20 protein-coding genes and 1 riboswitch are annotated in these 24,288 nt (G+C 41.1%); of the genes, 8 read left to right on the top strand and 12 right to left on the bottom strand.

Annotated elements, in window-relative coordinates; translation table 11 throughout:
- Positions 1–34: 34 nt before the first annotated feature.
- The 4 genes from metH to ku all read right to left on the bottom strand — a co-directional run bounded on the left by metH (position 35) and on the right by ku (position 7,619).
- Positions 35–3,484: a methionine synthase gene (gene metH / locus A6755_RS12895; protein ID WP_063590868.1), complete on the bottom strand. Its 3,450-nt coding sequence runs from the start codon at positions 3,482–3,484 to the stop codon at positions 35–37.
- Positions 3,477–5,324: a bifunctional homocysteine S-methyltransferase/methylenetetrahydrofolate reductase gene (locus A6755_RS12890; RefSeq protein ID WP_063590867.1), complete on the bottom strand. Its 1,848-nt coding sequence runs from the start codon at positions 5,322–5,324 to the stop codon at positions 3,477–3,479. Before A6755_RS12890 ends, metH begins: the two co-directional genes overlap by 8 nt.
- A 102-nt stretch (positions 5,325–5,426) precedes the next feature.
- Positions 5,427–5,525: riboswitch (SAM riboswitch) on the bottom strand.
- 111 nt (positions 5,526–5,636) lie between these two features.
- Positions 5,637–6,287, bottom strand: a complete 651-nt coding sequence (locus A6755_RS12885) for an MOSC domain-containing protein (RefSeq protein ID WP_063590866.1) — start codon at positions 6,285–6,287, stop codon at positions 5,637–5,639.
- Positions 6,288–6,776: 489 nt separating this feature from the next.
- On the bottom strand, positions 6,777–7,619 hold the full coding sequence (gene ku, locus A6755_RS12880; RefSeq protein ID WP_063590865.1) for a non-homologous end joining protein Ku: 843 nt from the start codon (positions 7,617–7,619) through the stop codon (positions 6,777–6,779).
- 150 nt (positions 7,620–7,769) lie between these two features.
- Here ku and ligD point away from each other — a divergent pair, with 150 nt between their 5' ends.
- Positions 7,770–9,614 carry a DNA ligase D gene (ligD, locus tag A6755_RS12875; RefSeq protein ID WP_063590864.1) on the top strand — a complete coding sequence of 615 codons (1,845 nt, stop codon included), beginning with the start codon at positions 7,770–7,772 and terminating at the stop codon, positions 9,612–9,614.
- A gap of 531 nt (positions 9,615–10,145) precedes the next feature.
- Here the strand turns inward: ligD and dapF are convergent.
- From dapF to A6755_RS12850, 5 genes are all read right to left on the bottom strand, one after another.
- Positions 10,146–11,135 (bottom strand): diaminopimelate epimerase, encoded by a 990-nt coding sequence (dapF, locus tag A6755_RS12870; RefSeq protein ID WP_063590863.1) that lies wholly within the window; start codon positions 11,133–11,135, stop codon positions 10,146–10,148.
- A 182-nt stretch (positions 11,136–11,317) separates the two neighbouring features.
- Positions 11,318–12,619, bottom strand: coding sequence for an NCS2 family permease (locus tag A6755_RS12865; RefSeq protein WP_063590862.1), 1,302 nt, complete (start codon positions 12,617–12,619; stop codon positions 11,318–11,320).
- Between the two features lie 156 nt (positions 12,620–12,775).
- Positions 12,776–13,348: a beta-class carbonic anhydrase gene (locus tag A6755_RS12860; protein WP_063590861.1), complete on the bottom strand. Its 573-nt coding sequence runs from the start codon at positions 13,346–13,348 to the stop codon at positions 12,776–12,778.
- A gap of 88 nt (positions 13,349–13,436) precedes the next feature.
- Complete coding sequence (locus A6755_RS12855; protein ID WP_063590860.1) at positions 13,437–14,231, bottom strand: hypothetical protein; 795 nt, start codon at positions 14,229–14,231, stop codon at positions 13,437–13,439.
- Positions 14,232–15,028: 797 nt separating this feature from the next.
- The gene (locus A6755_RS12850; protein ID WP_034311189.1) at positions 15,029–15,349 is read right to left on the bottom strand and encodes a DUF4870 domain-containing protein; all 321 of its coding nucleotides are present in this window, start codon (positions 15,347–15,349) and stop codon (positions 15,029–15,031) included.
- 208 nt (positions 15,350–15,557) lie between these two features.
- Here A6755_RS12850 and A6755_RS12845 point away from each other — a divergent pair, with 208 nt between their 5' ends.
- From A6755_RS12845 to A6755_RS12830, 4 genes are all read left to right on the top strand, one after another.
- Entirely contained in the window at positions 15,558–16,337 is a 780-nt protein-coding gene (locus A6755_RS12845; RefSeq protein ID WP_063592536.1) for an undecaprenyl-diphosphate phosphatase, read from the top strand.
- A gap of 333 nt (positions 16,338–16,670) precedes the next feature.
- Entirely contained in the window at positions 16,671–17,225 is a 555-nt protein-coding gene (locus tag A6755_RS12840) for a GNAT family N-acetyltransferase (protein WP_057277357.1), read from the top strand.
- Between the two features lie 204 nt (positions 17,226–17,429).
- Positions 17,430–17,822: a CidA/LrgA family protein gene (locus tag A6755_RS12835; RefSeq protein WP_057277356.1), complete on the top strand. Its 393-nt coding sequence runs from the start codon at positions 17,430–17,432 to the stop codon at positions 17,820–17,822.
- A complete protein-coding gene (locus tag A6755_RS12830) occupies positions 17,797–18,480 on the top strand; it encodes an LrgB family protein (protein WP_063590859.1) in 684 nt (227 codons plus the stop codon). The genes A6755_RS12835 and A6755_RS12830 overlap by 26 nt, the downstream gene beginning before the upstream one ends.
- 40 nt (positions 18,481–18,520) lie before the next feature.
- On the opposite strand, the gene A6755_RS26035 is transcribed toward A6755_RS12830, so the two are convergent.
- Both A6755_RS26035 and murG read right to left on the bottom strand, forming a co-directional pair.
- A complete protein-coding gene (locus A6755_RS26035) occupies positions 18,521–18,664 on the bottom strand; it encodes a DUF2639 domain-containing protein (RefSeq protein WP_082609322.1) in 144 nt (47 codons plus the stop codon).
- 52 nt (positions 18,665–18,716) lie between these two features.
- Positions 18,717–19,805 (bottom strand): undecaprenyldiphospho-muramoylpentapeptide beta-N-acetylglucosaminyltransferase, encoded by a 1,089-nt coding sequence (murG, locus tag A6755_RS12825; protein WP_323602725.1) that lies wholly within the window; start codon positions 19,803–19,805, stop codon positions 18,717–18,719.
- A gap of 192 nt (positions 19,806–19,997) precedes the next feature.
- Between murG and A6755_RS12820 the strand changes: the two genes are divergently transcribed.
- The gene (locus A6755_RS12820) at positions 19,998–21,110 is read left to right on the top strand and encodes a mechanosensitive ion channel family protein (RefSeq protein ID WP_244889664.1); all 1,113 of its coding nucleotides are present in this window, start codon (positions 19,998–20,000) and stop codon (positions 21,108–21,110) included.
- A 298-nt stretch (positions 21,111–21,408) separates the two neighbouring features.
- The gene (locus A6755_RS12815; protein WP_063590857.1) at positions 21,409–22,764 is read left to right on the top strand and encodes an MATE family efflux transporter; all 1,356 of its coding nucleotides are present in this window, start codon (positions 21,409–21,411) and stop codon (positions 22,762–22,764) included.
- Between the two features lie 64 nt (positions 22,765–22,828).
- On the opposite strand, the gene A6755_RS12810 is transcribed toward A6755_RS12815, so the two are convergent.
- Entirely contained in the window at positions 22,829–23,602 is a 774-nt protein-coding gene (locus tag A6755_RS12810) for an SDR family oxidoreductase (protein ID WP_084737691.1), read from the bottom strand.
- A 158-nt stretch (positions 23,603–23,760) separates the two neighbouring features.
- Here A6755_RS12810 and A6755_RS12805 point away from each other — a divergent pair, with 158 nt between their 5' ends.
- Positions 23,761–24,228, top strand: coding sequence for a hypothetical protein (locus A6755_RS12805; RefSeq protein WP_034307462.1), 468 nt, complete (start codon positions 23,761–23,763; stop codon positions 24,226–24,228).
- Positions 24,229–24,288 lie beyond the last annotated feature (60 nt).

Below are 24,288 nucleotides of genomic sequence, written 5' to 3'. Positions count from 1 at the left end.
CGGTAAAAAATACCGCTGCCTTTATTAAATGAAGTTATCGATCGACATTAAAGTAACGAGCTTCAGGATGTGCAAAAACAATGGCTGAAACGGAAGCCTCTGGTTCCATCATGCATCCTTCAGTCAATTCCACGCCGATATCTTGAGGTTGCAACAGGCGGAATAGCTTCTCCTGGTCTTCCAGATTAGGACAAGCAGGATAACCAAATGAAAACCTTTGCCCGGTGTACTTAGCTGCAAACCGCTCTTTCATGGACATATCAATCGGATCGCTTATACCTAAATCATCCCGCATTAATTGATGAATTCTTTCCGCGAACCCTTCAGCTGTTTCAAGAGCAAGTGATTGAAGGGCATGATTTTTCAAGAAATCACCTTCAAGCTTCAGTTTTTCTGCCCATTTTCTGATTCCTTTTCCGGCAGTGACCAGGAAGAAACCAACATAATCCATTTGCCCGGAGGAAATCGGTTTTGCGAAGTCCGCTAAACAAAGATGCGGATTCGTATCTTGCCGGGGGAAGTCGAAAGTTTCCAAAACCTCATGATGATTGTCCGGGTTATATATAAATAGCTTATCTCCTTCGCTTTGAGCAGGGAAAAATTGATAAACTGCATTCAAACCGTAATCCGGTTCCGTCTTTAGGAATTCGATCAATTCGTCAACGAGATCATTGAGCTGCACTGCTTTTTCATTCCCTTGCTTAAGCAATTCGGTAACTTTGCCTTTTAACCCCAAATGATGACCAATCAGCATTTGCCTATTTATATATGGCTGGACGACATCCAATGGATAGTTTTTCAGGACGTGTCGTTTAATGTCACGCGGTGTTTGAACAGGAACATCGCTTAAAGGAGCCGCTGTGGACTGCTTACGAACAGGTTTTTCCAATGTGGCAGCAATGGCGGCATTCGCTTTCGATCTTTCTCGTTTCTCGATCAACTCTTCCAAGTACACCACTTTTTTGTCGGCGTCATGTAAAATATTCGTTACCGCCAAACCATCCATCGCATCTTTGGAATATAAAACCGGCCCTTCATATTCAGGTGAAATTTTAAAATCGGTGAATTTACGGGATAATGCTGCCCCTCCAACTAAAATTGGGGTATCTATTCCCGCTTGCCTTAAATCCTGCGCGGTTAAAACCATTTGCTGTGCAGATTTGACAAGTAACCCAGATAGGCCAATGATGGTTGGCTCATGTTTTCGAACCTCTTCAATGATTTGTTGCGGTGCGACCTTTATTCCCAAATCAATGACTTCATAGCCGTTATTGGAAAGGATGATATCCACTAGGTTTTTCCCGATATCATGCACATCTCCCTTGACGGTCGCCAACAGGATTTTCCCTTTCTTAGCACTATCTTCAGAGTTTTCCATAAGTGGTTCAAGGTGAGCTACAGCCGCCTTCATCGCTTCAGCACTCTGAAGCACCTCTGCGACAATAAGTTGGTTGTCATTGAACAGCCGCCCCACTTCACTCATCCCATCCATCAATGGTCCATTGATGATTTCCAATGGGGTATCACCACGCTCTATCGCTTCATTTAAATCATCAATCAATCCTTCTTTCGTTCCTTCGATAATATAGTTACCAAGACGTTCGTCCAATGGCAGGATCACACCATTATCCTTCTTCTCCGCTTTTTTTCCACGATAAAATTCGGTGAAAATCGCTAAAGTTTCAGTTGAAGTCTCAAACAGGAGTGCCTCCGCCAATTTCACTTCCTCTTCCGGTATCAAGGCGAAACGTTCAAGTTTTTCTGTATTCACGATAGCATAATCGAGACCCGCTTTTGTACAATGGTAAAGGAAAACGGCATTTAATATTTCCCTTCCCCTCGCCGGCAGACCGAAAGAAACGTTGGAAATTCCAAGTATCGTTAGGCATTCCGGAAACTTTTCTTTAATCGCCTTTATTCCATTCACCGTCTCCAATGCAGATCCAATATATTGTTCATCCCCGGTGCCTACAGGAAATACCAGCGGATCAAAAATGATGTCATTTTTGTTTAGACCGTACTTATTGACGAGCAAATCCACAGACCGCGTAGCCACTTCCAATTTCCGTTCAGCATCGACGGCCATCCCAATTTCATCAATGGTTCCTACGACAACGGCTGCACCATATTGATGGACTAAGGGTACTATTTTTTCAAAGCGCTCTTCACCATCTTCAAGGTTTATGGAATTTATGATCGATTTTCCTTGTGAATGTTTTAATGCTTGTTCAAGTACGACTTCATCCGTAGTGTCGATGACCAATGGGACTTTCACTTTTTTGACGACCTCTTCTACAAATTCCTTCATGTCGCCAAGCTCATCCCCATCAGGATCGGCAAGACAGATATCAATGACATGGGCACCTTTCTTTACCTGGTTACGTGCAATCTCGGCAGCTGGCTCGTAATGCTTTCCACGTATCAGCTCCTTGAATTTTCGGGAACCGATAACATTCGTTCTCTCCCCTACGAATAAAGGACGCATTGAATCATCATAAATTAGCGGCTCTATCCCTGATACGGCATGACCATGGGCAGCTTCCATAATCGTACGGGGCTTCATGCCTTCGAGTACCCTGGAAAGTTCTTTAATATGTTCTGGTGTCGTGCCACAACATCCGCCAATGATATTGACCCATCCCTTTTCGGCAAATTGCTTCATTTTCTCTGCCAGGGATGTAGGTGATTCATGATAGTGGCCTTCTTCATCAGGGAGCCCGGCATTCGGATAACAGCTGATGGCGCTATTTGATATATCTGCAAGTGTCCTGATATGGTCAATCATGAATTCCGGCCCTGTTGCACAATTAAGGCCGACAGCTACGGGCTTCATATGTTCAACCGATAAATAAAAAGCTTCTATGGACTGGCCGGCAAGTGTCGTGCCCATCGGTTCGATTGTTCCTGATATGATGACAGGCACATCTTTTCCCGTTTTAGCGAATGCTGCTTTGATTCCAGAAAAGGCAGCCTTGACATTAAGCATATCCTGACAGGTTTCCACCAACAGCAAGTCTACCCCGCCATCCAAGAGACCCAGTGCCTGCTCTTCATAAGAATCTGTTAAAACATCAAAAGTCGTTCCGCCCGTTACGGAAAGCGTTTTTGTAGTCGGGCCCATCGAGCCAGCTACATATCTTGGCCATTCATCATTGGAATACTTTTCACAAGCTTTAACGGCAAGCTCAGCTGAAATTTTATTTAGCTTGTAGGCAATCGTACTTATTTGGTATTCCTCAAGGACGATGCTGGTCGCTCCAAAGGTATTTGTTTCTATGATATCTGCGCCCGCTGCTAAATATTTTTCATGAATGGATTGGATGATTTCCGGTTGCGTCAGTGATAAATATTCATTGCAGCCCTCGAATTGTTCCCCGCCAAAATCGTCTGCTGTCAAATTCTCCGCTTGAAGCATCGTTCCCATCGCCCCATCAAGTAGGAGAATCTTAGAATTTAACTGATCTTGAATCGCTTTTTTATTCATGTACTGCCACCTCTGATGTCTGTTTACTATCGACTTTTCTAATATATTTCGTTAGTTCCGCCGTCATTTCATAGCGAAGGAAAGGAGTGATTAAATATATGCCCTTGAATTTTTCCCTAGCCGCGTCCACCAATTCCCGCGCGATATTCACCCCTTCAATCCTTGACTTTACAGGGTCATCCCCCGCTAGAGCCATGGCCCTTCTAACATTATCAGGCAATTTGATGCCTGGGATCTCATTATGGATGAATTCGGCGTTCCGGGTGCTTGTTAAGGGCATGATACCGATGAAAATCGGGGTTTCTAGATGTTTTGTCGCTTCATATACTTCTTCGATTTGCTCTACGGAATAAATTGGCTGTGTCAAAAAGGATTGAGCACCGCAGGCAATCTTCTTTTCCATTCTCAGTACGGCTTTATCCAGATATTTCACATTGGGATTAAAAGCTGCCGCAATTTTAAAATTTGCCCGTTGACCCAAACTTTGACCGGAATAGGAAAGACCTTCATTAAATTGTTTGACCATGCTTATCAGGTCAAAGGAAGATAAATCATAAACCGAAGTGGCACCCGGGAAGTCCCCAATTTTTGAAGGGTCTCCGGTGATGATCAATATTTCGTTCAGCCCTACCGTCTGCAGACCCATTAAATGTGACTGCAGGCCAATCAAATTTCGATCACGGCATGTTATATGCACCATCGGATTTATATTCAATTGGTTCTTCAGTAAATTAGCAAGTGCATCATTCGATATCCTTGGTGAGGCAAGTGAATTATCCGCTAATGTAATGGAATCGACCCCTGCTTTTTTCAAAACCTCAGCACCAGTCATGAAGCTCTCTATCCCTAGCTTTTTCGGTGGATCAAGCTCAACAAGAATCGTCCGTTCCGTTTTGGCCTTTTCGTAAAGGGGAGGTTCCAATTCCCTATCGTTCACCTCAATTACTTCTATTTCACGGGATTTCGTGAATTTCTCTTTCACGGGAGCCAAACTTCCAATTGCATGCTTTACAGCTTGAATATGCAGTGGAGTCGTTCCACAGCACCCTCCTATGATCGCGGCGCCTTGCTCTCGAAGTTCCAGGGCACTAGAACCGAAATATTCCGGTACAGCTTTATAAACGAGCCTCCCATCGACATAATCCGGCAGGCTGGCGTTAGGGTAAATGGCAATCGATGCTTGCTTTGGCAAACTCACTTCTTCCAAGGCCCGAATCATATGATGTGGTCCGAGGCGGCAATTCACACCAACCACATCGGCACCTAATTGCTCGAGTTTTTGAAAGGCTTCATTTAAATGGATTCCATTTTGAAGATTACCCAGTTCATGCATCGAGACATTTGCGATAATCGGCAGTCCGGTTTCATTTTTAACGATTTGCAGGACGGTTTCCAGTTCTTCCAGGTCATAAAATGTTTCCAGGAGAATCCCATCAGGATTTTCCATCAACAGACTGTATAGCTGTTCACGAAAACCCCGTTTTATCTCTTCCATGCTTAAATCCGATTTCCTGATGCTCCGCTGTGCCCCTATGGTACCGAAGACGTATGCCTTTCCTTTTGCCGCTTTTTTAGCTAGAATGACTCCCTGGCGATTGATTCTGCTCACTTCATCTTCAAGTCCATACCGCTTCAATTTATTGAAATTGGCTCCGTATGTATTCGATTGAAGGATATCTGCACCAGCTTCCAGATAGGCTCGATGGATGGACTCTATTTGATCTGGGTTCGTGCAGTTTAATTCCTCATAACATTGATCAATGCCATTAGAGTAAAGCAAGGTCCCCATTGCCCCTTCCCCAACCAGCATTCTTTCTTTTAATTCTTTACGAAAATTCATCATTACACCCTCTCTCAAAAACAATCCTGTTTTTGTCGTATTCTATGAGTATGAGAGAAAAGGAAAAAAACCTTCTCAAAGAAGAAGGTTTTTGAAACATTCTCCTCATCTATCAAGCTCTGCTTGCTGGATTTAGCACCTTTGCGTAAGCTGGTTGCTGAGGTTTCTTCGGGCCAGTCCCTCCACCTCTCTCGATAAGATCCATTTATATAATTTTCATAAGATTTCAAAATTTGATTATATTTAATTTACATTAATAGTCTGTCAATTTCAATACCTGATCGACATTTTTTTCACTTTTGCAAAAATCATTCAATCTTTTGCTGCTTGAACCCTCTTCAAAATCTTTTGTTTCCATTCTTCCGCTAACGAGTCTAGTGTAAGTAAAGCCTTAGCACCTTCAAGCCCATCCCGTTTATGAAGGATGACCTCTGCTGCGTAATGGACAGAAATTTTTTCTTGTTGACGATCTATCAGCACAATCTCATTTTGTTTATTTATCGTTCCTTCTTGAAGTACTCTTGCAAAATAACCAGTGAAACTCGTTTTCAGCACGAGTTCCAAAAACTTAGGTTCTTGATTGAATAGGGAAATGGTCGAACAAGGTATCCTCCCTTGGTTAATTTGAACAATCACATCGCCTATTTGATATATATCGCCGATATACGTTGTTTCTTCCCTCATCCCCGCTATAGTTAAATTTTCACCAAATGCAGGGATACCCAGCTTTTTAGAGAATTTTTCATTCCATAATGAATAATGCTCAAATGGGTAAAAGCACAAAACCCGATCAGGACCTCCATGGAACTTTACATTACCGATACCATCACCGATTATGCCAGCTTTAGTCACTTTCAAATTATCCTGTGCTTGTTTATCCATGGCTGAAAAGATATCGATATTCGAAAAAATTTCATGTTTCGGCTTTCCCGCATTTAGTGATTTGATTTTTCCATTTTCCATTTTGCATCTTCCATTCATATTAAATTTATATCATCTATATGTATAAATTATACTAAAAATCCATTTTATTCAGTACCTTTTTATATGTATATGAAATGAAAAAGCCATATGCGGGGTTAATGGGCGAAATATCATTGATTTCCAGAAAAATTCATAGGTTAGTTTCAGTAATTTAGTTGCTATTTCAGAATTAAATATGGTAGAATATAAACACAATATATAGTCGAAAACTACAACCGTTCGCCTATATGTTGATTTTCACGATTGAATTCCTCATTGTCGCTCTTTAGGGAGCGAATTTTTTTTGCGTTCGTTAATATCCACTAATTTCCTGTAATTCCATTCAGTTTCTTGCATCGTGATCGACTCACCTATTTGTACTTTCCTCCCCTCTTTATCAAGACCTTTTCATCTTATTAGAAGCCTGATTCCTTGCAAAAACAAGCAGAAAGCCGAGCGACATCATTCGTCTTCCGCTCAGCTTCCTGTTTACGCTTGTTTCTTTTTTTTCGGTGCCGCTTTCTTTCGGGTCGTCTTTTTCTTTTCCGGTTCATCATGTTTTGTACGGTCTATGGATGCTTGTAATGCCTCCATTAAATCGGTTACATTGTTGGAAACTGGTTCTTTTGTTTTCGCTGTAACCGTCGTCTGTCCCGTTTTCTTCGATTCAATCAATTCTAGTAACGCGGTTCGATAGTCATCGGTGTATTTCGTCGGATCGAATGTGGTCGTTAATTGATCTATCAATAATACGGCAGTATCGATTTCTTTTTTTACAATGGTATCATAGGCAGGGATATTCGGAACATCCGCTGTGGAGCGGACTTCATCCGGATAATGAATCGTTTCCATGACCAAGGTATTATCAACGACTCGAATTACCGCCATTTGTTCTTTGGAGCGAATGATGATTTTTGCCAACCCAACCTTATTCGATTCCTTGAGGGCCTGCCTCAAAAGGGAATAAGCTTTTATCCCCCCGTCATTTGGGGACATGTAATAACTCCGGTTAAAATAAATGGGATCTATTTCTTCAATTTTAACGAAATCCACGATTTTCACGGCTTTTTCTTCGTTTTGTTTTTTCAGTTGTTCTAGTTCATTGTCTTCCAATACAACAAACTTTCCCTTTGTATACTCAAAAGCGCGGACTATATCATCCTTCCCCACTTCTTTCTCGCATACTGGACAAACCTTCTCGTATTTAATCGGTGTATGACATTCCTTATGCAACGTCCTTAAAGATATATCCTTATCCTCCGTTGCAGCATGAAGTTTGATCGGAATGTTCACCAAACCGAATGATATGCTCCCCTTCCACATCGTATGCATATTCGTCACCTCATAACTTATTTTTGATGAGAAGAACAATTTTATTATTCCCCTTTGTTCAAAAAAAACCGAAAAAACAATTGCCAACTCTAACACTTCGTTTTTTTGGCAAAATAATGTTATCAATTATTTGCGGAGGTAAATACAAAAATGAAACCGATGCTGCCTACCTATTACCCTGAAGCCCCCAACTCCAAGGATTGGCGTTATGAAGTCAAATATGACGGCTTTAGGGCTATTTTAACGATAGACTCCGATACCATAAGCATTTCGAGTCGGAATGAAAAGGAATTATCACCTCAATTCCCAGAAATCATAGCTTACATCAAAGACCTGGACCTGGAAGATTATCTCCCGCTTCAGTTAGATGGAGAATTGGTCTGGCTTACGAATCAGGCGAAAGCGGACTTTTTTCAAATACAGTGGCGAGGACGCCTTGGGAAACAATCCTTAATTTCAGAAAATGCCCGTTTTTCCCCATGTCGGTTTATAGCGTTTGACCTGCTTCGCATCAGCGGAAAAGACGTAGCGGATAAACCTATGGTGGAACGAAGGGAATTGATGTTGAATATGGGGGAAAAACTCGGTCTTCCTACTCCTGATCCCAACGATAAGGCTTTGATACAATTAATAGAGAGTTTTGACGTTTTGGATATTGCCTTGAATAAGGTCACCTTGTTAGATGGCGAAGGGATTGTCGCCAAGGAAATTCGGGGTGCTTGGCAAGAAGGAAGACGTACAACATCTTGGATTAAGGTGAAAAATTGGAAGACCGTTTCTTGTTTCATCACAGCATTGCACAAAGAAAATGGCTACGTTTCCCTTGCAGTATTCAAAGAAGGTGCCGTAACGAAAATCGGAAGTGTCAAAAATGGACTGAGTGCTAGAGATAAAAGTATATTGCATCAATTGATCAAGCAAAATGCATCAGACGAAGACGCACATTTTTTTTATATCCATCCATCCATTTGCATTGAAGTTCAATTTTTACACGTATATGAGGAAAATGAATTGCGTGAACCTCAGTTTTCGCAGTGGCTTTTACAAACTTCCCCCGACGAATGTACCTGGGAGAAATTCGTGCTAGGGCAATATACATTTCCAGAGACTGTACAAATAACTTCCAGGGATAAACCGCTTTGGAAAACAGAAGGTAAACAGGTGGTAAAAGTAGAATATCTTCATTATTTACGGGAGGTTTCAGCTTTCTTCTTACCATTCTTGAAGGATAAGCTTCTTACAACGATCCGCTATCCTCATGGAACTTTGGATAAAGAAAGATTTTTCCAAAAAAACAAACCTGATTATGCGCCGGACTTTATTAAAACGTTCATGGATGAGGATATCGAGTATATGCTGTGTAACGACATTGAAACTTTACTTTGGTTTGGTAATCAACTTGCATTGGAATTTCATGCCCCATTTCAGAAAGCCGGTAAAACAAGACCCGACGAAATCGTCCTGGACTTGGATCCTCCTTCCATCGAATATTTCTCCTTTGCGGTAAAGGCTGCACAGGAAATAAAAAAGGTGATGGAATCATTAAGGATAAAAGCTTTTGTAAAAACCTCAGGTAACAAAGGACTGCAGATTCACATCCCTCTGCCTGAAGACACATTTACTTATCAGGAGACACGCATATTCACTGACTTTCTCGGTGATTATTTAACAAGTTCCCACCCGAATGATTTTACAACGGAAAGAATGAAAATAAATCGGCATAATCGACTTTACTTGGACTTTGTGCAGCATAGTGAAGGAAAAACCATCATTCTTCCTTATTCCCCACGGGGAAATTCTTTCGCTGGTGTGGCTACACCTTTGTTTTGGGAGGAAGTGAACGAAAGTCTCCAGTTAAAGGACTTTACGATTGAAACCATACCAAACAGAATAAAAAGGGACGGGTGTGCGTTTATGGAATACCGACTGGTGGATAATGGACCAGCCTTTTTGGAAGTATTGTCGTTCCTAAAACAAAAAAAGATCAATAACTAATTGGTAAGATGGAAAGTTTCCCTAGAAATGCGCTTTCCGCGGGCGGTTTTTGCTTTGATGCAGCTTGCAGACGGTCGAGCGGTTAGGGAGCGGACTTCTGAAATTAACTCGAACATTTTTTTGAAGGTTAGTAATTCTGATCGTTGATTGGAACGTAGGGCACTCGCTTTCCGCGGGCGGTCTTGCGCCTGTGGGGTCTCCCTTGGACTCGCTTTTGGAGTCTCGCGCCTTCCGTTCCTATCAACTTTGTGTATTAAAAGAAAAAACTGCTGGCTCGTCTTATTCCGAATCCTATTTAAGACTAGTTTATCCTTCAGTTTTTTTCCTGTAATCCTTAATGGATGGAAGAAATTTGCGACACTCCTGCCGAATAACTGGCTAGTCGAGACCCCACAGGCTCTTTTAGCCGAGGAGGCTTGGCAGACAGTCGGCGGAAAGCGAACGGATCTCTGAAATCAACTGCAACTTTTTTCAAATAAGAAAACTGCAGGTAAACTCGTTTTTTTCGAGTTCGCCTGCAGTTTGAAAATTTCATAATAATTTTGTTCTCAAATAACTTTGCACTTCATCCTGCAGCTTGGCATATAAGCTTGTTTCCAATTCAAAATCCTCTTTTTCAAGCATTTCAAATTTTTCAGGCTGATCTAAGTCTATTTCAATCGATACCTTGAATTCATAGGTTGCATTCCCGATTAAATCAATTGAATACGTTTGGCTTTCTACATCATGGTGGACCACGCATTTAACTTTTCCGCCGTTATTGTAGACAGATATTTCACTTTCCAATGCGTTTAAACCAACAGAGCATGTTACTAGGCTAGAAGCCGACATCGCCGTTCCACATGCATTCGTGAAGCCTACTCCACGTTCGAATGTCCGCACATAAATGCTCCCTGGTTCCAACTCTTTCACAAAGCTGACATTGACACCATCAGGGAAAAGTTCATTCGGTTGATTGACCTTTGTTGAAAGTTTTTCCTGCAAATCACTTTGTAAAACATCACTATCGACGAGTGTGATCAAATGTGGATTAGGAACCGCCAATGCCGAAAATAGCAGGGTATCATGCAGTTCCGGCAATGTTTCGTTTTGCAGCTGATCTTTAGCCAATACAAGAGGTAGATCCTTCACATTAAAACTTACCGGGGAAATTTCCACCTTGAAAGTCGGAATGCCCTCATAAATATCTTCCGTTTTTTCGACTAGTAAATTTGCCTTCATGGTTTCCACTATCATTTTATCTAGCCCCAGAACATCGTTCGCGTAACGTGCAACACAGCGAAGTCCGTTGCCGCACATCGAGGCTTCCGATCCATCCGCATTAAAGACACGCATCCGGCAATCAGCATGTTCACTTTTCATTACGAACAAAATACCATCCGCTCCGAGCCTCTCCCGATTGCATAGGGCCTTCGCGAAATTTTTCCGCTCTTCTTCCGTAAACGTCAGGGTCGTAGTCAATTCATCAATTATCAAGAAATCATTTCCTGAACCATGGCTTTTTAAACCTTCAATAATCATCCTGTCACATCCTCTAATATGCTGCTTGTCATTTATCATTTTTTTAATATTCTATATCATAGCATTTTCAAGATGGATGTGTCATCGCGTAAATCACATTAAATTCATTTTTTTCGACGAAAAAAACAATAAGAAGAGCGGTTGGAATAAGAATTAACTCATTCCAACCGCTCTTTTGAATTTTAACCGATCATACCAATGATGAAATAGACGATAAACATTCCGGCACTCACATACATCGGGGCTGACACTTCTCTCGCTTTTCCGGTTACAAGCTTCAAGAATGGGTACAGGATGAAACCGAATGCCATTCCATCGGCAATACTGTATGTGAAAGGAATGATCGTGATGATCATGATTGCAGGTATGCTCTCGGTTAAATCGCTGAAATCCAGCTTTTTTATATTTCCGAGCATCAAAATGCCAATGATAATCAAGATGGGGGCAATGGCGCTATCAGGGATTACTTTAATCACCGGTATAAATAGCAGTGATAGAATGAATAGCACGCCCGTCACCACTGAAGTAAAACCAGTCCTGCCTCCTGATGCGATTCCTGCTGCCGTTTCAACTGTAGCAACAGTAGGACTCGAACCGAATAAACCTGAAAACAAAACGGATACACTAGTCGCCTGTAGCGACTTTTTATAGGCATCCTGGCGGTTGATACTGTCTACATGCCCGTGTACAAGACCAATATTTTCAAAAACAAGAACCATCGTCATCGCAAATACACTTATCCAGAATTCAATCCGGTTCGCTTCCAAGAACGATAATGAAAAGAAGAGATCTCCGTATGAAGCTGTATTTACGCCTGAAAAATGGATTTCCGATAGTTGAACCGTCCCGAACCAATAGGCAATGAGGCTGCCTGCCAGGATGGTTATCATGAAATTACCGGGGATATTCTTGATGAAAAGCGTGATTGCCAGTAAAAAGGTCAACACCGTTGCAAACACCGCCGGATCGCTTAAATCTCCCAGTGCGACGATTGATGATGAACCTCTTGTGATTATCCCGCCCTTTTCAAGTCCGATCAGCATCAAGAATAAGCCAAGACCAACAGATATGGCTTCTTTTATCGAACTTGGAATCGAATCACTGATGATCTTCGAGTATTTTGTAAAAGCGATGATTACAAAAATTACCCCCGAGATAAACACAGCACCAAGAGCCGATTGCCAAGATAGACCCATTCCTTGAACCATGGTATAAGCAAATAGGGCATTGACGCCCATTCCTGGAACGAGAAGGATTGGGACATTCGCCCAAAGCCCTATCATGATACAGCTAAAAGCAGATAAAAGAATCGTGGCAATCACTGCAGCATTAATCGGTATGCCCGCTTCCGATAAAATCAGGGAATTCACGATGAGAATATAGACTATCGTAAAATAGCTGACCACTCCAGCAAGGATTTCACGTTTCCCATTCGTTCCATAGTCGGAAAAATGAAAAAACGTTTCCAAGTTTAATTTCTTCATGTTGTATCCTTATCAAATTTATCCCTCGCCCACCCGTTTGTATTAGTGACAAACTACACTTGGCGATTTTAACAAAAAAAAGGATAAAAATAAATAGCAAGGATAAAAATTTGAAAAAAACTGTCGGAAATGCTCCCGACAGCCTCGATGAATATATTATTTTTGTTCTTGCGAATACCCATCTACTACTAATTCCAGCTTCCCTGTATCAGGCGAAATGATTAGACCATGCACAGGAATATTTTTAGGAATCAATGGATGTCCTTTAATCACTTCGACGCTGTTCTTACAACTTTCATAAACATCATCAAATCCGCGAAGCCAACTGCGGATATCGATTCCTGCAGCTCCCAGTGTATCGATGGTGCTCTTTGGTATATCACGTTCGATCATCTTGTCCATTACAGCATCGGCATCGACTGATGCCATCCCGCAGTCATGGTGAGGTATGACCAATACTTCATCTGCCTTTAGCTCATAAATAGCAACAAGGATACTCCGCATGACACTTCCGAATGGGTGGGAGACGATTGCCCCGGCAGTCTTCAGGATTTTGACATCACCATTTTTGACATTCAAGGATTTTGGCAATAGTTCAACGAGCCGAGTGTCCATACAGCTTATGATGACCATACGTTTCTCAGGAAACTTATCCGTCCTATACTTAACATATTCACCTTTTTCTACAAACTGTTCATTATAATCCATAATCTCATTAAGTAAACTCATATTTACCACCTTTTTATTATGTATTTAATCTATGTATCTCCTATTATTATATCAGGTATTTAAAAGATTTGCTAAAGGGGAACCGTAGTCAATTTGAACGATGATTCAGCGTGGCTGCACAGAACCCAAAGACAATGATTTTAGGAATTTCAGCAACATTCGATGAAAAAGAAAGTATGGGTGTATTAGTCTTGAATCGTTTCCCCCACTCCAAAGGCATCCAGCCTTCTTGGTATGAAGCGATCTTTTCCCCGCCTTTTGTGGCAATCTCGAAAGAATTTACACTTCCCGGCGTTTCAATTGGCATCCATTCCGTACCATCTTCCTTATAGATCATTCCATTTACCTTTACGAATGACCGATTTTCTTGATACGATCCAATAATGCCGCCCTGATCATCCAGGATCGTCATTTTGTTGAAAAGCCCCCTGTTGATATGGTACTTAGCCAGCAAACGCCCCTCATGGTCCACCAGTTCATATCGCTTGGCCATTAGCATCGACAAGAAATTGGGAATCATCCACATGAACCACTTCATATTCAAATCACGTACCTCGCCCATTAGTGACCCATCGGGCGCAAAGAGAAGCAGTCGCAAAGTCGGTGCTGGCATAAAAGTCAATAAAACATGTTCATTTTTTAATAACCCGGCATTCGTCCCGATATGTTCTTCAGGCAATTCCTTCATTCTATTTTCATATATACGATGACTGACAAATTGAGCAATGCTAAAGAAAATAAAAGGAGAAGTTATCAATAATATATTGCCCGGAATCATCGCAAAAATATGGCAAATGAAAAAGACAACGGCCAAAACAAGAGATACCCAAGATGCATGAAAGTTTGAATTGCTCGTTTTCTGATAATATTCACGTATATTCATATCCCGCTCTGCTCCTCACTCCTTACAAGAAAGATTACCGCCTCTAGGGCGGCCATTGATTAGCAGTACCACAATCCGCCCGGATCCGCTTCCTAAATGTACAGGGAAGCAGTTATCATAATACTTTATTCGCTTTAATGTGATCTATTCCCTTTTTAATGAAGGACAATTCCCAACACGGTCCAAATAAAAAAGGTCTCCGTATCGAACGGAATCCTAAAGCAGTCAAAATGGGGTCCTATCCAATTTTAAAACAAGACTAGATTTTTCTTAATGTCTTTTTACTGTTTTCCTTATTGGATTGAATAAATTTGCGACACTCCTGCCGAATTACTGGCTAGCCGAGACACCGCAGCCGCTAGGCGAGGAGGCTTGGCAGGCAGTCGGCGGAAAGGGAGCGGATTTCTGAAATCCACTGGAACGTTTTTCAAATAAAAAACTGCAGACAACCCCCCTTTTCCTCGAGTCTCAAAGGACTCCGCATCGAACGGAATCCTATTGTAGACAAAATGAGGTCCTATCCAATTTTAAAACAAGACTAGATTTTTCTTAATGTCTTTTTACTGTTTTCCTTATTGGATTGAATAAATTTGCGACACTCCTGCCGAATTACTGGCTAGCCGAGACACCGCAGCCGCTAGGCGAGGAGGCTTGGCAGGCAGTCGGCGGAAAGGGAGCGGATTTCTGAAATCCACTGGAACGTTTTTTAAATAAAAAACTGCAGACAAACTCGCTTTACTTCGAGTTTGCCTGCAGTCTAAAAGGACTTCGAATGAACGGAATCCTTTTACATCATTCTATAATATCCTGAAGATCAACGGGAATCGATAATCCGTTCCTTCGTAGGCCCTAACAGCAGCAATGATGGTGAATACGACTAAAGCTATCCCGATTACCGGCAATAGCAAGAATCCAACCAATACTATAGTGAGTATCCCTGCGACTATTGAATACACGGTGTAGGAAATGAAAAAATTCAAATATTCCCTTCCGTGGTAATCCACAAATTGTGACGAGTCCTTCTTCAATAACCAAATCACCAAAGGACCGATAAATGCTGTAAAAAAGCTGATCACATAAATAAGGGCAGCAAACACTCTTTCATCTTTAGTAGGCATAGTGTCTTCTCCTCCTTTCTCATATAAATATTTACGAATCAAATGAAAAATAGTTTCATTTTTCCTCTCATTATATTCGAAAGAAGGTAAATCTGGACTGCCTTTTCTTGATATCAACAATAAAATCCGGACATGTTCATCCGTCTTGTGCATACAGTTTAAATAATGGATTGTCCTATACCTTCTAGAATGGAGTGATGTTTTTTTGCTGAATGAATTTCAAGCCTTCATCCTTGGGATCATTCAAGGCTTGACTGAGTTTTTACCTATTTCAAGCACTGGACATTTATATTTAGGCCGGCATATTTTCCACCTTGACGAGGCGGGAATTTTTCTGGATACCATGCTCCACATCGGAACCTTGCTGGCATTATTGGTCGTTTATAAGAAGGACATAATTGCCATTTTGAAAAATCCTTTCTCCAAAATGACTCTGCTTCTCATTGCTGGGACGATTCCTGCCGTGATTGCCGGCATTTTACTTGGTGATTGGTTTGACGGCCTTTCAAAAACTGGTGTGACCATAGGCTGGGAATTTTTAGCGACCGGACTGATTTTATGGGTAGCCGACGGTGTAAGAAAAGGCGGCAAATCCCTTAATGAAATTTCGATTAAAGACGCGCTGATCATCGGTACTTTCCAAGCAGCTGCCATCATGCCCGCTCTTTCGCGCTCCGGCTTAACGATAGCAGCTGGCCTCTTCTGCAGGCTGGATAGGGCCACTGCAGCCTATTTTTCCTTTTTGCTTTCCATTCCTGCCATTACGGGGGGCATCGTATTTCAGATGAAACCGATTTTTACAGGAGAAGTTGAACGGCTTCCACTCACTGCGCTTTTCGTCGGAACCCTGTCAGCAGCAATCTTTGGTTATTTAGCCGTAGTATGGATGATCGAATTCTTAAAAAAGCGTTCACTCAAAATATTCTCCATCTATGTATGGGTCCTTGGCGCAATCATTTTATTCATGCAATTTACAGGTAAATTTTAAAGAAAAAAACGGGCGAAACAATCAGTTTTTCATGGAAGAATGCAGACGTTTGCCTAAAGATTTCACCCTTCAAGAAAAAGTTGAAATTTGACGAAAAAAAAAGGCAAAAAACCTATTCCCAAACCGTTTTTTTTTTAGTATTATACCTTCGTAAGGTTCTTTAGATTTGCATACTTTCTGACAATAAAAATAGGGAAGGCAAATGGTGCGCCACCGGTTTCCGGTTCTAGTGGGTTCGATTCCCACCCCGAAATTTTTTGATGAACGACTTAAAAAATTTCGAGGGTGGGCAGCGACTACGCATAAGAACTGCCCTCAAACGGAGGGACGGAAATGTTAAAAAAGAGAGATTTCACAGATTGTTTTTCTCTTTATGAACAAATGACGCATCCAGATGTCTTCCCTTTCGTGCGCCATAAGGTAGATTCATATGAAGAATATGTATTCATTACTAAGCAAACGATCGAAGCCGAAGATGCTGGGCAACTCATATCACGAACAATCTTGGATGAATGGGAAAATCCCATCGGTTGTATTTCTTTATACGATATTGAAAATGGTGCAGGTTTCTTAGGCACATGGCTTGGCAAGCCTTATCATGGAAAAGGGTATAATGCCATCGCAAAAGACGCTTTCTTCAAAGAGCTTTTTTTCGAGCTTGGTTTGGAAACGGTCTTCATGCGAATTCGCAAAAAAAATATCCGCTCCATAAAAGCCGCAGAAAAGCTTCCCTATGCCGTCATTGCCAACGAAACAAGAAAATCCCTTTATGATCAGATCAATCATGAAGGAGATATCTACGATCTGTATGAAATCCCTAAAGATTTATACACCTTTCATATCCTTAGACAACATGATGATGATGAACAGCAGTTACTTGAAGCATAGAGCGAAGAACATTTCAATATGGCTTTGTTTATCCTTTCATATAATGGCCGGAGCTTCCATACCTGGAAAGCTCTTTTTCCAGTTTCACAGGATGTTAAACATAGATTGCTGTATATCCCTATTCTTTTTAGGGATATTTTTTTATAATGAATACAATTGACCAATTCAATAATATATTCAAAGCGTCATTGAAAGGACTTAATCATGAAAAAAATATTTGCTTTTATCGTGCAGCTTATCTTCCTGCTCATCATTTGCAAACTTGGCTATTATTTAGCCAATTTACTTCACTTACCTATACCAGGCAACGTCATCGGCATGATTCTGTTATTCGGTTTATTACAGACGAAGGTCATAAAAGTCGAATGGATTGAACTTACTTCAGGATTTTTGGTAAAGCACCTAGCCTTTTTCTTCATTCCCATTTCAATCAGCTTAATGACCATGGGATGGCTTTTCATTGAATTCGGTTTGCCTTTGGCACTTACCTTAGGTATCAGCCTGATATTTGGATTCATCGTTTCAGCATGGACCGTTCAGAAGCTATCCAATAGAGGAGAGGTTAAACAGCATGACAGCGTTCATCACAACATATAGCATCTTGATAACCATCCTTGCCTATTTCACCGGAAGGAAAATATATGCTAAACACCCATCACCTTTTACGACGCCCGTATTTTTCAGTACGGTTACAATTATTCTCGTACTGCTGATCAGCGGTTTGGACTTCGAGGATTATTCACCTGGAAAAGACATCATTACCTATTTCCTGGGACCTGCTACCGTTGCTTTGGCCGTACCACTTTATAAAAACAGAAAAATAATCGTTAAATATGCAATGCCGGCTATTAGCGGGATGATTTTTGGTCTCCTTGTCACATTGATCATTGCCTTCGCCATCGCTAAAGCATTTTCACTTCCACCATTCATATTCCAAGGATTGGCGGTTAAATCCATTACAGTGCCAATCGCGGTTGAAATCACGGAACTTTATGGCGGGAATTCCAATATTTCAGCTGCCTTCGTCATTTTAACAGGGGTGCTGGGTACGATGATCGCACCAAAAATGATGGATAAACTAAACATTACAATGCCCTTCGCACGTGGTATCGCCTATGGTACGATCGCTCATGGACTTGGAACGGCTCAAGCTGCCCAGGAAAGTGAATTTACCGGGGCTGTCGCAGGTGCGGCAATGGCTATCGCAGGTATCCTCATTTCCTGTTTCTTTCCTTTTATAAGTAATTTCCTATAAAAAGAACCGCAACGTCAACGCGTTGCGGTTCTTTTTATGATTATTTTTTTTGAAGATCCTCGTATAAACGCCTTAGAATATAAGTCTTATACAGCTCCAGCTTTCTTTTTTCAATTGGATGATAGCTAATCCCTGCGGCTTTTAGCTGCTGAATGAACCATCCTTTGGAATACTCATAAGCCATTCTACCCCCTCCTCTGTTCGAAAAAGATATGCTGCATAGAGGGGAATGATACTTATTTTTTTGCAGCCATTACTTTAAGCAGTAATTCATACATTTCAGCTGCCGTTTTGAATGGGCGTTTTTGACGCATCTTCTCTTGATATTCATCCGATCTTTTCAATAAATCCGCTAATGTAGCATTAAAAATCCGATCATTCAGCTCTTCTTCTTGGAGGACTTTACAAAAACCCTGTTTTTCAAAACTTGACGCATTCAGGATTTGATCTCCCCGGGATGCATTGGCACTTAGAGGGATAAGCAGCATCGGCTTTTGCAAACCAAGGAATTCAAAGATAGAATTTGAACCAGCCCTTGACACAACGACATCGGCAGCCGCCAAAAGATCGAATAATTCTTCGTGCACGAATTCAAAAGGAGCATATCCCCTTTGTTTCAATTCGGTTTTCACATTTCCCTTCCCGCAAATGTGAATAATCTGATAATCCTTTAATAAGGCATCAAGGTTATCTGTAATTAAATTATTGATTTTAACGGCCCCAAGGCTTCCGCCCATAACGAGTAACACCGGTTTGTTATTCGTGAATCCACAAAATGCTTTACCAGCAGAAGCGTTTCCCGTAAAAATGCCATCGCGTAATACAGCGCCAAGATACATGGCCTTCTCTTTCGGAAGTTCTTTTTCCGTTTCTTGGAAGGTAGTGAAAATTTTCGATGCAAGTGGCATCGCGATCTTATTAGCCAGACCAGGCGTATAATCCGATTCATGTATGGCAATCGGAATCCTAAGCATCCTGCCTGCCAAAACGACTGGAACCGAAACGAAACCACCTTTAGAAAAAATGAAATCAGGCTTGGTCTTTTTTAATATTTTTCGTGCATCAAAAATCCCTTTTATGACCCGGAAAGGGTCTTTCATATTTTCAACAGATAGGTAACGCCGGAATTTTCCAACGGAAATCGTTTCATAACGGACCTCGGGAAATTCCGTTTCGATGATATTTTTTTCAATGCCTTTTTTTGAACCAATATAAGTAACATCCCAATCATTCTTTAAAAATTCCGGGATGATTGCTGCATTAACTGATACATGACCGGCAGAACCGCCTCCGGTAAATACTATTTTCTTAGTCAATATTTCCACCTTCCAAACTTAAAAAATCACTTTGCATCCATATTACCATATATCCTTGCCATTAATAACTTGAAAAAGTATTCAGTGAACCGAAATCCCCCATTATGTATGTAATCATCGATTATTTTTCCTTTTTCAGCATGAATATATTATAATCTTAGTATTCTACAATACTACAAGATACAATGGAGGAGTAATACATTGCAAGAAGTTTCTGAATCACTCAATCAATTTGATGGAATCGAAGCCTGGACCAAATTAGGAATTTCCATAGGCATTTTTCTAATCTTCCTTTTGCTTCGGAAAGTATTTACTACATATATATTCAAGTTCTTTCTACGGATTGCAGAAAAACGTAAAGTTGAATTTGCCGCCAACTTAATGCTCGCAATAGAACAGCCGGTAAGATGGCTTATCGTTTTGATTGGGGTTATCATTTCACTGCACTATTTTCCGATCGACTCACCTTCTGTTGAACTCAGATCGAAAATATACAGATCGTTTTTTGTCTTCTTATTCTTTTGGACGATTTTCAACATCAGTTCGATCTTAACCATTTTATTTCCGAAATTAGTAAGTAAATTCGGACTTGAAGTCGATCAAATCGTCATGCCGTTCTTTACGAAAATCACAAACATAATCATCATTGCTTTTGGTGCCTCCATCATCGCGGAAGAATGGGGATTCAATGTCGATGGATTTGTTGCTGGGCTTGGTTTGGGTGGATTGGCTTTCGCACTTGCCGCTAAAGATACCGTCAGCAATTTCTTCGGGGGTATCGTCATCGTCACCGAAAAACCTTTTACCATAGGAGATTGGGTCAAAACTCCAAGCGTGGAGGGAACCATTGAAGACATCACATTCCGAAGCACTAAAGTTCGGACTTTTGCCCAAGCTTTAGTTACAGTCCCAAATGCGACTCTTTCGAATGAACCGATCATCAACTGGTCCAAGATGGGAAAAAGACAGATTGCCTTCCATTTGGGTGTTAATGTCACAACACCAAAAGAAAAATTGGAAAATGTCATTAAAGACATTGAAAGAATGCTTATTGATCATCCTGAAGTACATCCAGAAACGATTTTGGTTAAATTTGATGAGTTCAGTCATTCCGGTTTCAACCTTTACCTATATTTCTTTACGAAAGCCACGGACTTTGGAGGATATTTATCAATCAAAGAAGATGTGAACTTTAAAATAATGGAGATATTGGAACAGGAAGGAGTACAAATTGCCATTCCTTCACAGGCATTCATTCTTCAAAAAGACTCAGATACGGAAGCCATGAATGATTTTGAATCCATGCGTGACTGACAAAAGGGGTTCCATCTGAATTTTTAAACAAAGTTGATTGGAGCGGGTGTTCGAGACTCCTGCGGGAACGCCCGCGGAAAGCGAGTGCCTGTGGTGGAAATCAACGTTCATATTTTACACTGCCTAAAAAAAATGTAGGCAATCTTGATTAAATATCGAATTTGTCTACAAACTGAGACTTGCCCTAAACGGCAAGTCTTTTTTGCATCAAATAAAAATTCTTAAAATATCACATGCTTATGTGATATAATTCTTTCATTGTGTTGAAAATTCCAAATATTGATATTGAGGTACGTTGATGAATCAGACTTATACTAAATCACAAAAGATCCGCCTGTTATTTTATATATTGATACCTATCCTGATCACCCAAATCAGCATGTATGCCATGACTTTTTTTGATGTGATGATGTCGGGGCAATACAGCACTCAGGACGTTGCTGGCGTCTCCATCGGCAGTTCGCTATGGACACCCGTGTATACGGGGCTGAGCGGGATATTGATTGCCTTAACACCGGTGGTTTCACAGCTGGTGGGTTCCAGGCAGTCCAAATCCGTTTCCTATTCCGTGATGCAGGCCATTTATTTAGCAGTGGCTTTAGCCTTGATCATTTTAATCATTGGAGCATTTTCTTTGAACCCCGTATTGAATGCCATGGACCTTGAAGAAAGTGTCCACATGGTGGCTCATGATTATTTGATCGCCCTTTCACTCGGTATCATTCCTTTATTCATTTATAATGCGTTGAGGGCTTTCATCGATGCTCTGGGGCAAACTAGGATTTCCATGATCATCACCTTATGTGCGCTCCCGGTAAACGTCCTTTTTAATTACTTGTTAATATACGGGAAGTTTGGATTCCCTGAACTTGGCGGTGTCGGTTCCGGGTACGCCACTGCCATTACCTATTGGTTAATTGCCCTGGTGGCCATACTGGTCGTGATAAAAATAAACCCATTTTCGACATATCAGGTTTTCACTGAACTTTTCCGGGTTTCATGGAAAGAATGGAAAGCCTTATTATTGATTGGGGTACCCATCGGGCTCGCTATTTTCTTTGAAACAAGCATTTTTTCGGCTGTCACCCTTTTGATGAGTAAGTATGATACCGTTACGATTGCTTCACACCAGATTGCCATGAATTTTGCGTCACTGCTTTATATGATACCGCTAAGTATATCCATGGCATTGACGATCGTCATTGGATTTGAAATCGGGGCAGCCCGTTATAAAGATGCAAAAGAGTATAGCTGGATCGGCATTTCGATGGCCTTGACGATGTCACTCGTTTTGTCGACCATCCTCTTCCTCTTCCGTGAACCTGTGGCCTTTTTATACACTAAAGATCACGAAGTAATGATGCTGACATCACATTTTTTAATATATGCCATCTTCTTTCAGATATCGGACGCCCTGCAGGCACCTATTCAGGGCATTTTGCGTGGATATAAAGATGTAAATGTTACATTTGCCATGTCACTGGTCTCCTACTGGATTCTCGGGCTTCCAATTGGCTATTTCTTTGCAAAGTTTACGGATATGGGAGCCTTTGGGTATTGGATCGGCTTAATTTCCGGCTTGGCTCTTGGGGCTATAGGCTTGGCTGCTCGCTTACGGTTCATTCAGCAAGTAAAATATAAAAAAATAGCATAAAAAAAAGTGGGGCTGGATTACACCGGCCTCACTTTTTTTCATTCTGAATTCAAATTCTAAATCACTAGGCTTTATATATTTTCCCAAGAACATCCTTACCGCCTGTTACCGGTATGATGCTCCCGGTAATGAAATCCGATTTTTCATCACAAAGGAACGTGATGACCCTCGCTATATCTTCCCCCGTCCCCGGTCTGCCGACTGGAACCGTATCATCCTTTTCTGCTCTCGCGATCCTTATTTCCTTCTCTTTCCAATCCCCTATGATATCACCAGGACAAACCATATTTACGGTGATTCCATGAGTAGCTTCTTCCGCAGCCAAGGTTCTTGTCAAGGAGGTCAAGCCGCTCTTTGCAGCGGCAAAAGCAGAACGATAAATCCAACCTGGTGCAGTTTCACACCGTTCAAACCCTAAGGTAATGACTCTGCCCCAGTTTCTGCTGCGCATTTGCGGAATAAGTTCCTTCGCAAAATAGAAAAAACCATTTAAATTTCCGTCCATGATGTACTTCCATTCATCGCTGCCATAATCAGTCATCGGTTTACGATCATGCATATATGGCCCTGCGTTATGAATGAAGATATCAACATGGCCAAATGTCTCCGAAATCTTTTCCAATATATTCCGGCAATCTTCCTCACTTGACGAGTCACCTTGAATCGCAATTGCCTTAACATGGTACATTTCCTGTAATTCATCCACTAATGCTAAAGCTGCCTTTTTACTTTTTCGATAAGTAATGATAATGGACATTCCATTATCCGCGAGTGAAAATGCCATCCTTTTGCCGATACCCGTTGCTCCACCAGTAATAAAAGCTACTTTTTCATCCACAGGCTTACCCTCTTTATCTAATGGATTTTACTTAATTATACATAAGTTTATTCCATTTTCTATAATTTAGTAATTATAAAAAAGAACCTCTGGGCTTTAGCTGCATAAAATATAACAAATAAACCTGTCAGACCATAAACAGGAGAGAGGAATTCAATATGTTTCCCTGGAATTCACTTTTTTCTTTTAAGAATAACCCGAACCAAAAGGAATTCATGAAAAATATGCAGCAAAGTGATGTTCAATCGTTCATTGAAAAGGTATTTTCACAAGTGATCCCTGACAATATGCAAGGTATGATGAACCAAAATGATGGCGGCTCACAAAAAGTAAATGCCAGATCTGAACATCCTTTACATGCCGAAGTATTTGAAACCCACTTATATGTCTTCGTAAGAATTCCAATACAAGATGAATCTTGGCTAAAGAAAATGAAACTTTACCACACATCTAACCAATCCATCATCGAGGGGATTCCCGAAGAGTCAGATCGGCATGTCATAACACTCCCCGCACCTGTAAAGAAAAAGGGGGCATCAGCCCAATATAAAGAATCAACATTGGAAATACGGCTTCAAAAAAGTTTCAATACACAGTATTCAGAAATCGATGTATCGGAAATATAAGTGGCTTCACCGGGACCTCACTGATGTTAAGGTGCGGTTCCAGTTATTTCTTGGTTCAAT

Source organism: Peribacillus frigoritolerans (genome assembly GCF_001636405.1).
In the GTDB taxonomy this organism is placed as follows: Bacteria; Bacillota; Bacilli; order Bacillales; family DSM-1321; genus Peribacillus; species Peribacillus frigoritolerans.
This window is presented reverse-complemented; position numbering and strand designations above follow the sequence as displayed.